Origin of the sequence: Citricoccus sp. NPDC055426, assembly GCF_040677445.1 — a bacterium.
GTDB lineage: Bacteria > Actinomycetota > Actinomycetes > Actinomycetales > Micrococcaceae > Citricoccus.
This window is the reverse complement of record NZ_JBFARZ010000008.1, coordinates 153,113-166,972: the sequence shown is the minus strand read 5'-3', so window position 1 is coordinate 166,972 and position 13,860 is coordinate 153,113. Positions and strand designations below refer to the sequence as shown.

At 64.2% G+C, this 13,860-nt stretch carries 18 protein-coding genes; 4 read left to right on the top strand and 14 right to left on the bottom strand.

Annotation, left to right across the window (positions count from 1 at the left end):
* From AB0K08_RS12550 to AB0K08_RS12510, 9 genes are all read right to left on the bottom strand, one after another.
* Positions 1-212, bottom strand: a 212-nt coding sequence (locus AB0K08_RS12550) for a hypothetical protein (RefSeq protein ID WP_363354938.1), incomplete at its 3' end; no start/stop codon positions are given.
* A gap of 150 nt (positions 213-362) precedes the next feature.
* On the bottom strand, positions 363-1,529 hold the full coding sequence (locus tag AB0K08_RS12545) for an acyl-CoA dehydrogenase family protein (RefSeq protein ID WP_363354936.1): 1,167 nt from the start codon (positions 1,527-1,529) through the stop codon (positions 363-365).
* Positions 1,530-1,591: 62 nt separating this feature from the next.
* The gene (locus AB0K08_RS12540) at positions 1,592-2,380 is read right to left on the bottom strand and encodes an enoyl-CoA hydratase-related protein (protein ID WP_363354934.1); all 789 of its coding nucleotides are present in this window, start codon (positions 2,378-2,380) and stop codon (positions 1,592-1,594) included.
* On the bottom strand, positions 2,381-3,286 hold the full coding sequence (locus AB0K08_RS12535) for an aldolase/citrate lyase family protein (RefSeq protein ID WP_363354932.1): 906 nt from the start codon (positions 3,284-3,286) through the stop codon (positions 2,381-2,383).
* Positions 3,287-3,337: 51 nt separating this feature from the next.
* Positions 3,338-4,309, bottom strand: a complete 972-nt coding sequence (locus AB0K08_RS12530; RefSeq protein ID WP_363354930.1) for a zinc-binding dehydrogenase — start codon at positions 4,307-4,309, stop codon at positions 3,338-3,340.
* A complete protein-coding gene (locus tag AB0K08_RS12525; RefSeq protein WP_363354928.1) occupies positions 4,306-5,163 on the bottom strand; it encodes an N-acyl homoserine lactonase family protein in 858 nt (285 codons plus the stop codon). Before AB0K08_RS12525 ends, AB0K08_RS12530 begins: the two co-directional genes overlap by 4 nt.
* Positions 5,164-5,299: 136 nt before the next feature.
* Positions 5,300-7,291, bottom strand: coding sequence for an MFS transporter (locus AB0K08_RS12520; RefSeq protein ID WP_363354926.1), 1,992 nt, complete (start codon positions 7,289-7,291; stop codon positions 5,300-5,302).
* A 345-nt stretch (positions 7,292-7,636) separates the two neighbouring features.
* Entirely contained in the window at positions 7,637-7,747 is a 111-nt protein-coding gene (locus AB0K08_RS12515) for a type II toxin-antitoxin system YoeB family toxin (RefSeq protein WP_363354952.1), read from the bottom strand.
* 401 nt (positions 7,748-8,148) lie between these two features.
* Positions 8,149-8,271, bottom strand: a complete 123-nt coding sequence (locus AB0K08_RS12510; RefSeq protein ID WP_363354924.1) for a hypothetical protein — start codon at positions 8,269-8,271, stop codon at positions 8,149-8,151.
* Between the two features lie 31 nt (positions 8,272-8,302).
* Between AB0K08_RS12510 and AB0K08_RS12505 the strand changes: the two genes are divergently transcribed.
* From AB0K08_RS12505 to AB0K08_RS12490, 4 genes are all read left to right on the top strand, one after another.
* Entirely contained in the window at positions 8,303-8,692 is a 390-nt protein-coding gene (locus AB0K08_RS12505; protein ID WP_363354922.1) for a hypothetical protein, read from the top strand.
* Positions 8,693-8,820: 128 nt separating this feature from the next.
* On the top strand, positions 8,821-8,997 hold the full coding sequence (locus AB0K08_RS12500; RefSeq protein ID WP_363354920.1) for a hypothetical protein: 177 nt from the start codon (positions 8,821-8,823) through the stop codon (positions 8,995-8,997).
* 10 nt (positions 8,998-9,007) lie between these two features.
* Positions 9,008-9,454, top strand: a complete 447-nt coding sequence (locus AB0K08_RS12495) for a hypothetical protein (RefSeq protein WP_363354918.1) — start codon at positions 9,008-9,010, stop codon at positions 9,452-9,454.
* A 171-nt stretch (positions 9,455-9,625) separates the two neighbouring features.
* A complete protein-coding gene (locus AB0K08_RS12490; protein WP_363354916.1) occupies positions 9,626-10,717 on the top strand; it encodes an MBL fold metallo-hydrolase in 1,092 nt (363 codons plus the stop codon).
* Between the two features lie 156 nt (positions 10,718-10,873).
* On the opposite strand, the gene AB0K08_RS12485 is transcribed toward AB0K08_RS12490, so the two are convergent.
* From AB0K08_RS12485 to AB0K08_RS12465, 5 genes are read right to left on the bottom strand one after another with little or no spacing between them, the layout of a single operon-like run.
* Positions 10,874-11,233 (bottom strand): monovalent cation/H(+) antiporter subunit G, encoded by a 360-nt coding sequence (locus tag AB0K08_RS12485; protein WP_363354914.1) that lies wholly within the window; start codon positions 11,231-11,233, stop codon positions 10,874-10,876.
* A complete protein-coding gene (locus AB0K08_RS12480; protein ID WP_363354912.1) occupies positions 11,233-11,511 on the bottom strand; it encodes a monovalent cation/H+ antiporter complex subunit F in 279 nt (92 codons plus the stop codon). The genes AB0K08_RS12485 and AB0K08_RS12480 overlap by 1 nt, the downstream gene beginning before the upstream one ends.
* Positions 11,508-11,936, bottom strand: a complete 429-nt coding sequence (locus AB0K08_RS12475; protein ID WP_363354910.1) for a Na+/H+ antiporter subunit E — start codon at positions 11,934-11,936, stop codon at positions 11,508-11,510. The genes AB0K08_RS12480 and AB0K08_RS12475 overlap by 4 nt, the downstream gene beginning before the upstream one ends.
* Positions 11,933-13,531 carry a proton-conducting transporter membrane subunit gene (locus tag AB0K08_RS12470; protein WP_363354908.1) on the bottom strand — a complete coding sequence of 533 codons (1,599 nt, stop codon included), beginning with the start codon at positions 13,529-13,531 and terminating at the stop codon, positions 11,933-11,935. Before AB0K08_RS12470 ends, AB0K08_RS12475 begins: the two co-directional genes overlap by 4 nt.
* A complete protein-coding gene (locus tag AB0K08_RS12465) occupies positions 13,528-13,860 on the bottom strand; it encodes a sodium:proton antiporter (protein WP_363354906.1) in 333 nt (110 codons plus the stop codon). The genes AB0K08_RS12470 and AB0K08_RS12465 overlap by 4 nt, the downstream gene beginning before the upstream one ends.

Here is a 13,860-nt window from a genome sequence, read left to right as displayed (position 1 = left end):
CCCAGGAACGGCACCAGACTACGATCATCACGCTCTGCGAATCCGCCACTCGTCCTGTGAGGCTCCCCGACCATACCTGCCCTCAGTCCGTCAAAGCTGCCCGCGCCGTCCTCGAAGAGCGTGCCTTTGGGCGTCCACTCGGGACTGGGCGCGTAGATGACACCCCACACGAGGATCCCGATAGCTACTGCCCTGTTGAAGGCCTTTATCACGTTTAGCAGAGACTCAGCCCAGACACGCAAAACGCTCGGCCGGAGATCTCCAGCCGAGCGTTTGCTAGCACCTACCTAGAACTCCGGTATTGCGAGGACCTCTTGCTTCCGCCGCGTCGCCGCAGGAAGACCGTATCTCTCACCCCAGAATCAGTAGCTACGGGGAAGCTTGAGCACATGCTCTGCGATGAAGTTGAGCACCATCTGGTTGTTCACCGGAGCGATTCGCATGAGTCGCGACTCGATCCAGTACCTACCGACGTGGTACTCACGCGCGAAGGAGTATCCGCCATGCGTCTGCATGGCATCGTCCGTCGTCTGAAAAGCGGCCTCGCTCGCGAGGTATTTGCCGATGTTGGCGAGTTCACCAGCACGCTTGGGGTCTACGCCCGAGTCGAAGGCATCGATCGCCGCGTTCACTGCCAGCTGAGCAGCTTCCAGCGACATGTAATTGCGTGCGAGCGGGTGTTGCACTGCCTGGTTCTGTCCGATCGCCCGATCGAAGATGATCCGTTCCTTCGCGTAATTTACCGAACGCTCCAAGGCCCACTTGCCGATGCCCAGAGCCTCGGAGGCAATGTAGATCCGTTCGCTGTTCATGCCGCTCAGGATGTAGCGGAACCCTTGCCCCTCTTCGCCGATGAGATCTTCGTCCGGAACGAAGAAGTCCTCGAACACGACATCACACGAGGCCACGGCATTGCGACCGATCTTGCGAATAGGCTTGATGGTCACGCCCGGCGTGTCGAATGATGCGAAGAAGAGGGACATGCCCATGGTCTTCTTTTCCGGATCACGAGGACTGGTACGCGCCAGAAGTAGAATCCGATCGGCCTCGATCGCTCCCGAGTTCCAGGTCTTCTGACCGTTGACAATATATCCACCATCAACCTTGACAGCACGCGTGCTGATCTTCGTGGTGTCCGTACCCGCGTCGGGTTCGGTGACACCGAAGCTTGCGAGCATGCGGCCCTCAGCGATTTCCGGAATGTACCGCTTCTTCTGCTCTTCAGACGCGAATTCCGCGAGGGAACTCATGATGAACATGGGCATGTGGACCGTACTGCATGCAGTGAGCGCCCCGCAGCGGGCAACCTCCTGGAGAATCGTGGCACCGACGCGCACGCCTCCACCCCCGCCGCCGTACTCTTCCGGCGCAACCGACCCCAGCCACCCGCCCTCCGCGAATGCCTTGTGGAACTCTGTCGGAAATTCTCCCTTCGCGTCCTTCTCCTCCCAATACTCCACCGGAAATTCGGTGCACAGCTCGCGGACTGCAGACCGGACGTCGTCGATGTCGTTCTCATCGAATGCCATGGTGTGGTTCCTTTCGTGGTGCGAAAATACTTGTACTGCCTGAATTGCCCGGGCCTGGAGGGCTATCGTCCCTGCCATACGGGCCGCCGCTTGGCGCGGAAGGAGGCAGGGCCTTCCTGAGCGTCATCGCTCAGATACACGTGATCCCAAAGGGGGAAGGCCCGCTCGATGGCTTCCTCACGGTTGTACTCGTGCGCCAGTCGGACGGTTGCTTTTCCTGCACGAACCGAGAGCGGTGCGTTCCGCGCAATCGTCGTCGCCAGTTGTAGCGCTGTGTCAAAGAGGTCATCGTCTGGAACGACCCGATTGACCAACCCAACGTCATACGCCCGTGCTCCTGAGATCGGTTCGGCTGTCATGAGCATCTCGGCCATCACCCGTTGAGGTACCTGGGGCGCCATCGGGATAGACCATGGTGCACCGCGTCCGACCTTGGCCTCCGTGATGCCGATTCTCGCTGATTCTGACGCCACGACGAGATCCGCGTTGAGCATCATGGCAAACCCACCGGCAAGGGCGGCACCTTGGACAGCTGCGATCAGCGGCTTCGTCACGTCAATGTTGATTCCGAACCAGGGTGCGAAGTCTCGTCCGGGAATTGTCAAGGAATTCTCTGCCATCTCCTTGAGGTCACCCCCCGCACAGAAGACCTTTCCGGCCGCGGTGAGCAAGGCGACGTTCCATTCGTCCTCGCTTTCGAACTTGCGGTAGGCCGCGAAGAGTTTGTCACGAAGATTCTGGTTCAATGCGTTGCGCGCTTCGGGACGGTTCATCCGGATTTCAAGGATTCCGTCCGGATGCCGGTAGAGCTGCAGTTCATCGTCTTCAGACGTCAGGAGATCTCTGCTCATTCAATTGCCCCGCTCAAAGAGTCCGTGCTTACGCAATACTTCTTTTGACTGTTCATAGTCGAAGGCCAGGACGAGTTCGCCGTCCGCAAGATAGGCTTGTGCTCTTCCTTGGGCTGCGGCGGATTCATAGACCTCAACGGATTCACGAGCCTTCTCGACCTGCCCCGTCGACGGCGTGAAGGCGTCGTCGATGATTTCGAGATGCGGCGGATAAAATGCCATCATGCCGGTCAGACCGAGGTTCCGGCCGTGAATAACATGTTCCCGCACCTGCTCTAGGTCCTTAAGCCGGGCCGGAAAGGCCATCGAGATCGCGGCGATCTCGTTTGCCGCTGCGGCCGTGATGACCCTGGCACGCTGGTAATACAGGGCTGGTCCGGTGATGTCCTTCGCTGCAGCTAACGGGATTCCCATATCAAGGCCTAGATCCGATGGCCCGAACAGAAGAGCGCATACGCTCGGGTGTGCTGCGATCGCGTCAACGTTCTGCACACCCCGGGCAGTCTCAATGCTCGCGAAGATCTTCGGCTGGATACCGATCGCACTCATCTTTTCGAGAGCGGCGTCGAGTTCTTCCACGTCCTGCAGCATGGGGTAGGCGATGTGAGTGATGTCAAGGTCAGCCAGGGCCGCAATATCCTCTTCAAAGAAACCCGACCCGATGGGGTTCACCCGGGGAATCAACATTCCATGGAGCCGTTCCTCGGCTGGCGCTGACAGGATCTGTCGCGCGACTTCGCGAACCTCGCGCTTGCGGTGTGGTGGAACACTGTCTTCAAAGTCGACCAGCAAGGCGTCGAACCTCAGGCTCGGAAGCTTCGCCCTCTTACGCTCTTCCAGGAGTGGTGACTCAAGGAAGACTCGAATGAGCCGAGGGTCTTCTTGCAGTGCTGAGAGTTCAGTCATGGTTCCTCTTCTTGGAGACGATCGGTGGTGCCGGCACGAACGAGGGATGGATCATGAGACTTGCAGAACGATTTTTCCGAAGTGCTTTCGCCCCTCCATATGCCTGTGTGCTGCAGCCGTTTCATGCAGGGGCCACACGCTGTCGATGACCGGTTTGATCCCCTGGGCATCAACGAAGCTCAGCATTCTCTGGAATTCTGATGGACTCCCTGAAGTCGTACCGATTACGGACTTCTGACCGAAGAAGATGCTCGGGATGCCCACGGTCGCTTCTCCGCCGCCGGATGTACCGAACACAACGACGCGTCCGCCCATCCTGAGGCTGTCGACAGCGTCCTGCAGAGAACTACCGACGCCGTCGATGACGAGATCCACACCACCTGTCCCGGCTTGGACCTGCTCTACCCATTGCGGATCGGTGTAGAGGAACCCACCCTCAGCGCCCAACTCGACGGACTTTTCGATCTTCTCGCTACTTGAGGAGGTCACGAATACCCTCGCGCCAGCGGCGACGGCAAACGAGACGGCAAGTGTTGAAACGCCGCTGCCAGCACCGAGTACGAGGACGGCCTCGCCTGCTTCGAGCTTGCCCCGTGTGAACAAGGCCCGGAAGGCAGTCAGGCCTGCGATCGGCAACGCGCCCGCCTCTTCCCATGAAAGGGAAGCGGGCTTGCGAAAGACGCTGGATTCAGGAACTACGATCTTCTCTGCGTAGGTTCCGTCGGATGCGTCCCCGAGCACCTCGAAGGACGGGCCGAAGAACTCCGGGTCATCTCCCCAATTCAAGGCAGGGTAGAGAACCACTTCTTCTCCCGTGTCTTCCCGGGTTCCGGCGCCATCGATGCCCAGAATATTCGGGAGATCGAGACCTCGTCCGGTTTGCCGGACGAGTACGTCGTGATAGTTGACGGAAGCCGTCTTGAGTGAGACCAGGACCTGACCTGGGCCCGGGATCGGATCGGCTACTTCTTCGTATTTGAGGGCTTCTGGCCCTCCCCACGTGTGGACGACCGCTGCTTTCATGCGCCAGTTCCTTTGCTCGACTCCGCGGAATGAATGGTGTGGTCGCTCGTGCCCTGCACCTCAGGGACGACGGGCGAGACCTGGTAGATGCCGTCAGTGCTGCGCCACAGTGGGAAATCCTCGGCGACAGATTTCTCGTGCCCGAGAACCAGAATGTGCTCCTGTCGATCGACCATCGCTCGGACGGCCGCCATGCTCTGTTTCATCTGGCGAAGGTCCGTGAACACGTGGAAGGGTGCGTCCCTCTCGATCTCCTCCTGGGTGTGGGCCGCGTCGGACGTGAGGAAGACCGGAGCGCCGCGAGTCGGAACCTGTAGCCCGATTTGTCCGGGCGTATGACCGCGCAACGGCAAGCTCCGGATTCCGCCGACAACGGCGCTCGGCGCTTCTGCTGGCAGAAGAGTGAGCCGCCCTTCGGCACGGATGCCTTCGATCACGGCCAACTCGTCTGATTCAACGGGTGCTTCACCGTTGTGCAGGCCATTCTGCGTCACCCAGTAGTCGTACTCGGCCTCGGACGTGTAGAAGTGCGCCTTCTTGAACTCCCGAGCGTTGCCGATGTGATCGTAGTGGAAGTGCGTCAGGATCACATCGGTGATGTCATCCGGATGGACTCCTGCTCGTTGGAGTGCCGCGAGCGGTTCGATCAGCAGTTCCCGCCCACGGCGCTGACCTACTGCGGGGTGGAATCCCGTGTCGATCAGGATCAGGCGTTCGTCATTGAAGGCGAGCCAGAAATAGTACGCCATCTCGGTCTGGCCCGAACGGGACGCCATCTCATCAACGAATAGTTGATTCCACTCCGTCCGCAGGCGGCCGTACCGGAATGCGAGAACCTCGAAACGCTCAGCCATGTTCACTCCGCTTCCGCATGTCGTCTTCGGCAATCCGACCTCCCGCTCTGTAGAGCCACTCGCCGCTAGCGCACATGGTCCGAACCACGATTGCCAACTGATCATCTTACTGTAATACGAGATGGTGATTTTTTCACTACTGTGACGCAAGTCCTTGAAACTTCAGATCGCAGACCGTCGACTGGACCCCGATGACAAGCTTCCTTGAGTGGGCCCGATTGGCTTGAGAGTCGATGGCAGTCACGATGTGAGGCCCCACTGGCGGAAGCTGAACCTCATACCTGCCCTGGACGTCGGTTCGGACAGATCCAACTAGCGCCCCCTCACTGCGACTCAGGACAATCACTGCTCCCTCGAGCGGCCCTCCGTCCGCTGTCACCCGTCCACGAAGCACCAGCTGCTTCGTCACGGTGATGTCAATGACGGTCTCAGCCCCATGTACGTCAATGAGCTGCGTCTGAGGCGCCCAGCCTGCCGTGTTCGCAACCATGAGGTAGCGCCCGGGCCCCGGCAGGACGGCGGAATACCTGCCCTGGAGATCAGCTCGGGCCCAGTCCACCTGCGCGCCATCGAGCGTCAACAGATTCACCAGCGGCGGCCTGACCAGCCCGACCCCGTCTCCGACTGTCACTCGACCAGTGATCAGGGCGACCCCATGACCCGCGTCCGTCTTCGCTGACTGAATGCAGTCTGATTCAAGGGTGCGGGTGTCGACGGGAATGAAGAACGCCACGCCAGCTCCCACCAGCCCGCTCGCAGCCGCAACGGCAAAGCAGAACACCATGGCATTCGAAGACAAATACTCCTGTCCGGATACAGAAACTGCCATGACTGTCGCAAGCAGGGCCACTAACGCACTCGTCACAGACATCGACATCGCCCGGATCAATGAGTTGATCCCATTCGCAGCCGCCGTATCGGTACGCGGGACCGACGCCATGATGAGCGTAGGCATCGAAGCGAATGATAGCCCCGTGCCGATGGACACGAGTACTGAGCCCAGGATGACCATCCAGAGTGCATCAGCGAAGAAGATGCGGTAGAGGTACGCGAAGACCATGAAGGCATTACCCGCGAGCAGAACGGTACGGCCACCCCATGCGTCGAGCAGTCTGCCTGACAGCGGAGCGATCACCACTTGGGTGACACCGGCTGGAATCATCGCCAGTCCAGCAACGAGTGCAGACTCCCCCAGCCCGTAGCCGCTCTCGATCGGTGCCTGTATCTCCTGCGGGGTCATCAAGTAGTTGGCGAATGTCCCGGTCGTCACGAAGAACGAGGAAATATTCGTGAGGAGTACCGGTCGTCGCGTCATGGTGCGTAGATCGACCATGGGATTATTGGCCTTGAGCTGCTGTGGCACCCAGGTGAGAAATCCAGCGGCGACGACGCCTACCATCGCCAGGATGACCGCGAGCTCCCATTGGCCAGCCTTGGAAATCACCAACAGCAAAGCTGTCAGCGCTACCGAGAAGAGCAGAGTTCCAGTCCAATCGAACGCGCCGGGCGACTGGACCGGCGACTCGGGAACGATGAACAGAATTCCAACCACGAGAGCCGCCCCAAGGACTGCCGTGAAGACGAACACCGCCTGCCAGCCAAAGTGCTCGTAAAGGAATCCTGAGATCGGCAGGCCCAAGGCCGTCCCGACCCCAACGGTCCCGCTCATCATCGCGACCGCACTTGAAATCCGCTCTCTCGGCAAGATGTCACGGAGCAGGCTGATTCCGATGGGCACGAGTGAGGGGGCGAACCCCTGCAAGCTTCGTCCCACCAACATGGTCCAGAAGGTGTCGCCAGTCGCGACGATGATCGAACCGATGACGAGAGTGGACAACGACGCGATCAACATCTTCTTCTTGCCGTACATGTCCGCCATCCTTGAGAGGATCGGCGTCACTACAGAACTCGTCAGCAGCGTAATTGTGATGACCCATGATGCGTCGTTTGAAGAGACCTCAAGAATGGAGGGTAGGGCAGGAACCAGTGCAATGGTGAGCGTAAACGTCAGTGACGTCACCATCCCACTCAGGGCGAGTACCGCGGTGGTCACCCATAGCGGCATGCGCCGCCCCCCGATCACATCCATGTTCTGCTGCTGTGACTCTGGCGCCTCATCAGCACGCACCCCGCAGGATCTCGCAACTGAGGAGGCTCCCCACGAACTCTTCCTCCGCCTCGACCGTACTCACGACCGACCACCAGTTCCGGGGCCGCTTCACTCGGCACTGGCCATTCAACAACCACCAAGAACTCCTAGATCTGTGACATGCCACTACAGTGGTCAGTCGGCATGTGATAGTACGAACATACCGTCAGTGCACCGCATTCGCCAGCACCGGGCCAGGTGCGGGATCAGTTGCGGGATTCGGTAGCCGTGTTGGGGCCGAACCGTGCGACCGGATTCAACACCTATGCACGCAGGCCCCTCAGCCCTAGCTCCGAGGGCGATCCAGTGGTGAGAGAGGCCGATTCAGCCGTAGCGGTAGGGGCAGGCAGCAATGCGGACCTCACCGTCGGCGACCTTGTAGACCAACCGGTGCTCATCCGTGATGCGGCGGGACCGGTATCCGGCGAAGGTCAGTCAAGAACCCTGGGCCTCAGCGTGAGACTTAATCGAATGTTCCCTCCCTGAAAGACTGCCCCCTAAATCACACCAATGTAGTTTCTATAATTCCCTTATTTTGTCCGTGGCTATCCGTAGCTTTCTTCTCGTCATCACCTGACTCCTCTGGCACTCCGGCCAGCGGGACGAGGGCACCCTTCCATCCCCGGGGAGAATCATCTGTGGAACAGCTTCCCCCGCATTCCATCCAGAACCCCGATCCGTCTCACGGCACCGAGCACACCGCCGGCACGGCAGACCCGCAGAAGCCCTGGTACCGGCGCTGGTGGGCCTTCGGCCTGGCCATCGCGGTCGTGGTCGCCGCCCCTGGGCAGCGCCCTGAGTGGTGGCGGCGAGGACCCCGTCACGGCAACGGCGGACTAGTCCCCCTCCTCCACGCGCAGTGCTGAGCGCGTGGACGCCGAGACCACGCCATCGCCCACGCCCACCCGGTCCACGACCGCACCGACGCCGTCAGCGAACTCGGTTACCGCGACGCCCACACCCACGCCGACTCCAACCCCAACCCCAACGGTGGAGCCCGACGTTCCGGCCGAACCGGCAGACTACGAGAAGCTCGGTGCCCGGGATCTGGCCCTGATCACCAAGAATCCGGACAGCCACCTCGGCCGCCAGGTGCAGGTGTACGCCAACATCACGCAGTTCGACGCCGCCACGGGTGACTGCATCTTCCGCGGCAACACGGCGTACACGAACATGGCCGACACCTGGGACTACGAGCACAACTCGATGTTCATGGGCGAGGACGGGACCGCCGGCTGCGAGGCCCTCAGTGACTTCGTAGCCGATGACGAGGTCTTCGTCCTGGCCACCGTCGGGCCGTCGTTCTCGTACGACACCCAGATCGGCGGATCCACCACCGTTCCCACCTTCCTGGTGGACGGGATCGAGCTCATCCAGTGACCGTCCGGCCATAGCGCCATAGCGCACCGTCTCACGTTTCGACGGTGGCGTCCGCATCATCCCCCTGCGGACGCCACCGCCGTTCACCATCCCCGTCACCTCCCCCTCCGCACCCCAGGAGAACCACGGTGGAACTGCTTCCCCCGCATTCCATCCACCATCCCGAACCCCCTCACGACCCAGCACACCGGCGCCAGGCCATCCACGACACCCTCGACCGCCTGGTCCAGCGCCTCACCGATGCCGGTTCCGCCTCCGCACCATCCGAGGCCGGCCCCTGTGGCCGCCCCGACCCCACCCCCTAGACTCACGGGCATGACTTCGGAGCCAGAGCAGAACCTGCCCAGCACCCCGCCCGACCCTCCGACCGATCCGACCGATCCGGCCGATCCGGCCGATCCGGCCCCGGCGGCCCAGCAGCCCCAGCCGACCAGGCCGCCCAAGCCCCTCACCGGGCCGACCCTGCCCGGCAATCCCTCCGAGGCCTGGGATCAGATCCGCCACACGGCCGAGACCACCACCCAGAAGCTCAACGAGTTCCGGCAGCACAATCAGAGCCCGGCCGACCTGCAGAAGACCGCCCGGCTGTTCGCCGAACGCGGCCGCGAGGAGACCGGCCGGGGCCTGCGCGCCCTGGCCGAGGCCGCGGGCAAGCTCGCCGACCTGGTGGACGGCACAGCCGGCACCCGGGCACAGCACGCGCAGGAGCCCCCGGTCATCGAATCGAAGAAGCCCGACGCCGGCCCGGACCGTCCCGCTTGAGCGTCACCTGAACCTCGCCCGAACCTGTCCGGCACCCCGCCTCGGTCCGCTTTATCCTCGGCAACACGGCTTGTGGAGACCCCTCACTCCGTCCATAGTGGTTCCGTCTTGTGAGGCACATCACCTCCTCCGGTGGTGCTCCCTGATCCGGTTCCACTCCATGGAGGAAGCATGCCTACCCCACCCCGCCCGTCCGGCCCGTCCCGCCGCACCCTCCTCGGTGCCGGAGGAGCTGCCGCCCTGGCGGCCCCCTTCCTCGGCGTCGGTGCTGCCGTGGCCGCTGATGACACTGAACCGGTGCTGGCCTCACCGCAGACCGTGCCGGACACCGGCATGCACCTGATCACGCTGGGCACGGCGGCCGGCCCCGCGATCCGCGGGACCCGCCACGGGATCGCGAGCGCCGTCGTCGTGGATGGACTGCACTACCTGGTGGACTTCGGGCTGGGCATGCCGCGCCAGGCCAGCGAGGCCGGTCTGACCGGCAACAAGCTGCGCCAGGCATTCGTGACACACCTGCACTCGGACCACATCTCCGAGCTGAGCGCCTACATGCTCTACAACTGGGACACCCCCGTGCAGGGCGTCACCTCCCGCGTGGGGATCATGGGTCCGGGACGGGCTAGGTTGCCCCGGGGCATCAAGAACGTCGTCTCCCCGCCCCAGACCGGCATGCAGGACGTCATCAGGAACCTGATGCGCGCCAACGCCTATGACATCAACATTCGCACCACGGACGAGGCCCGCATCCCCCTCGATGAGCTCTTCGAGGGCGTGGACATCGAGCTGCCGCGGCGGCCCCGAGCCGATCCGGACCGGAACCCCGTCCCGGACATGGAGCCCTTCACCGTCTACGAGGATGACCGGGTGCGGGTCCAGGCCACGCTCGTGGAGCACCTGCCGGTCTTCCCCGCCTTCGGCTTCCGGTTCGAGTCCGAGCACGGCGTGATCGCCTTCTCCGGGGACACCGCCGAGACACCGAACATGGTGGCCCTGAGCCGGGATGCGGACCTGCTCGTCCACGAGGTCGTCAACATGGACTATTACCGGGACCAGGACTTCACCGAGGAGTTCCTGCACCACCTGGAGTCCAGCCACACCTCCCCGGAGGGCATCGGACGCATCGCCGCCGCGGCCGGGGCCAAGAAGGTGGTGGTCAGCCACATGGCCGGCGTGTTCTCCGAGGCCGACCTGACCGGCATCAGCGAGACCTATGACGGGCCGTTCGCCCTGGCGGCGGACCGGCAGCTGTTCAGCGTCTGAGGGCGGGCCGGCCCCAACTGGGCGCGCGGATAGACTGCCCAGATGGTTCCGCCCTCCGACGCACACCGCACCCGGACCGGGCCTGCTCGTGGACTGCGGCCGGCTGGGGACCCGGCTCGGGGAGCGCCTGGCCGGGGATGGCGGTGAGGAGTTCGCCTACGGTGTCCCCGGGCCCGAGGGCCGAGCCAGGTCCTGGGGTTCGGTGCGCGGATCCACCGGCGCACCGGACTGGTACACCGCGCGGGCGAGGGTGTTCGAGGCCAGCGAGGACACGATCACCAGTGAGGCCACCGTGACGAGGCTGACGGCCAGCGCCCACCAGTCGAACCCTTCCCGTCCGGTCAGGTGCACGAACACGCCGGCGACCACGAGGGGCAGTCCCATCCCCGTGGCAGGGGAGAACACGTTCATCATCTGCAGGGCGTCCCGCGCGCGCACCATGGCCACGGCGGACAGCAGCACCAGCAGTGCGCCACCCAGCATCAGGACGGAAGCCAGGATCTCGTATCCAGCCACTAGCGCTCCCCCCTCGTCAGGATGCGTGCCAGGGCCACGGTGGCCAGGATGCCCAGGAAGGCGGCGAGCATGGCCGCGTCCTGGATGATGGCGGACCCGGAGTGGATCCCCACCATCATCAGGATCCCGACGCCAGCGAAGAACACCAGGTCCCCGACCACGGCCCGCTCGGCGGCCGCCGCCGAGGTATAGATGCGGAAGAGCCCCACGAGGATGGCCACGGCCAGGATGAGCAACACCCCCGAGAGGACCACGTCGTAGGCGGAGTCGATGCTCATCCGGTCTCCCTTCCCTCATGGCCCCTGTGGTCCCCATACTCCTGCCACCGTGGCCCGCGGGTCATCCGCAGCAGGCGGTCCTCCATGTCCCGCAGCCCCTCCTGCACGGATTCCCGGTCCTGGTCGAAGACGGAATGGACGAAGACGGTCACGGGCTCGACGTCCGAGCCGTGCGCCGTGCCCACCACCAGGGTGCCCGGCGTGATGGTGATGGAGGAGGCCATCCAGGTCACCTCCAGATCCGTCTCACAGCGCAGTGGGAAGGCCACGATGGACGGCTCCGCGAACCGGCCGGGTCTCAGGGTGCGCCGGGCCACCGTCACGGAGCCGGCGACGACCTGGCCGATCAGCCAGGCCAGGTAGACGATCATGGATCCGGCACTGAACCGCCAGGGCCCGCGCGCGCGTGGCTGGTCAGCCGTCATGGCAGCACCGCCTCGATGTAGGGGCCGGTGTCGAAGAGTCCGGCCGTCGCACTGTCGACGAAGGGCATCAGGAACCCGGCGCACACGAAGAGCGCGAGGGAGACCCCCATCATCATCACGCCGGGGGCCAACAGGCGCAGCGGGACACGAACGGTACTGTCCAGCGGCAGGGCCTCATCCCGGCCGCCCCCGCGCGCGGCAGGCCAGTACCGGCGCAGCGGAGCTCCCGCGAAGCTGCCGCCCCACAGGCGCTGCAGCGCCACGAGCGTGACCACGGAGGAGACGACGATCGCGATGAGGAACAGCGGCGTCTGCCACGCCGGGCTCTCCGCCCCGGAGTCTGCCACGGCCAGGCCCAGCCCGAACTTCCCCCACAGCCCCGAGGTCGGCGGCAGCCCGGCCAGGGACAGCAGGCCCAGGGCCACCAGCACTGCGGTCAGCCGCTCCCGGTGCATCACCCCGGAGAGCCGCCCCAGCACCCCGGTGCCGTAGGTGTGCTCGACCGCGCCGACGGTGGTCAGCAGCGAGGCCATCGTGATCACGTGGTGCACCAGGTAGAACAGTCCTGCTGTCACCGCCGCGGGGGACGCCACGGCGACGCCGATCAGGATGTGACCCACGCCGGCGACCATCTGGAAGGCCAGGACACCGCGGAACCGCTGCTCGCCCAGGGAACCGAGGGCGCCCAGCACCATGGTGACGAGCACGACGACGGCGATCACCACCGCGACGGTCTCGCCCATCCCGGTGCCCGGCTCAGAGGCGCCGGAAGCGCCCGAGGCACCGGCCGGCGTCGTGCCCGGTTCGAAGGCGGTGAAGTAGAGACGGAAGATGGCGTAGAGCGAAACCTTGGTGTGCAGCGCGGAGAACAGGGCCATGATGCCCGCCGAGGTCCCGGCGTAGGCCCGGGGCATCCAGCCGTGGACGGGGACGACGCCCGCCTTGATGGCCAGGGCCAGCAGGACCACGGTGACGGCCAGTGCCACCTGGGGGTCCTCGGCGGCCCGCCCGGCCAGGACGGCCAGGTTCACGGTGCCGGCCGAGCCGTAGACCAGGCCGACCCCCATCAGCAGGATGAGGCTGGTCACCAGGTTGACGATCACGAACATGCGGCCCAGGCCGAGACGCCGCCAGGTGCCGGTCACGGCGATGAGCGCGTAGGACGGCAGCAGCATGACCTCGACGAAGACGAAGAGGTTGAACAGGTCGCCGGTCAGCAGGGCGCCGTTGACGCCGGTCATGAGCAACAGGGCCAGCGCGGGGACGAACCGGAGCCGGGCCTCCCCGGTGACGGTCAGGAACCACCCCGCGGCGGCCGTGGCCAGGCCGGTGGTGGCCAGCATCAGGGCGGCGAGCATGTCAGAGACCAGCGGGATGGCGATGCCGCCCTCGAAGGAGCCGATGGCGGTGGCCACCACGGGGGTCTCCCGGTGGAACAGCATCAGGGCGACGGCCCCGGCGACCGCCAGCGCGGGGACCCCCACGAGCAGGCCCCGGTCCACCAGGCGGCGGCGGAGGATCACCGAGAGGCCGGCGCCCAGGAGGGGGACGGCCACGAACAGGGCCAGCAGCGAGCCGGCGGTCAGTTCGGTCATGCGTGCTCCTCCCCGGTCTCGGGTATCTTCTCCTGGTCGTCGTTCCGGCCGATCACCGCGAGGGCGAGCATGAAGATGGTGGTGGCCATGGAGATCACGATGGCGGTCAGCACGAAGGCCTGGGGCAAGGGGTCCGCCGCCTCGGCGGCCTCCGCCGTGGACATCAGGGGCTCGGTGCGCCACCCCGGCACGCCCGAGGCCAGCAGCAACAGGTTGGCGGCGTGGGAGACGAGGGTCAGCCCGAAGACGGTGTGGACCATGCTCCGCTGCTGCAGCAGCCAGACGCCCGCGGCGGTCAGCACGCCGATGGTCACGGCCAGGACGAACAT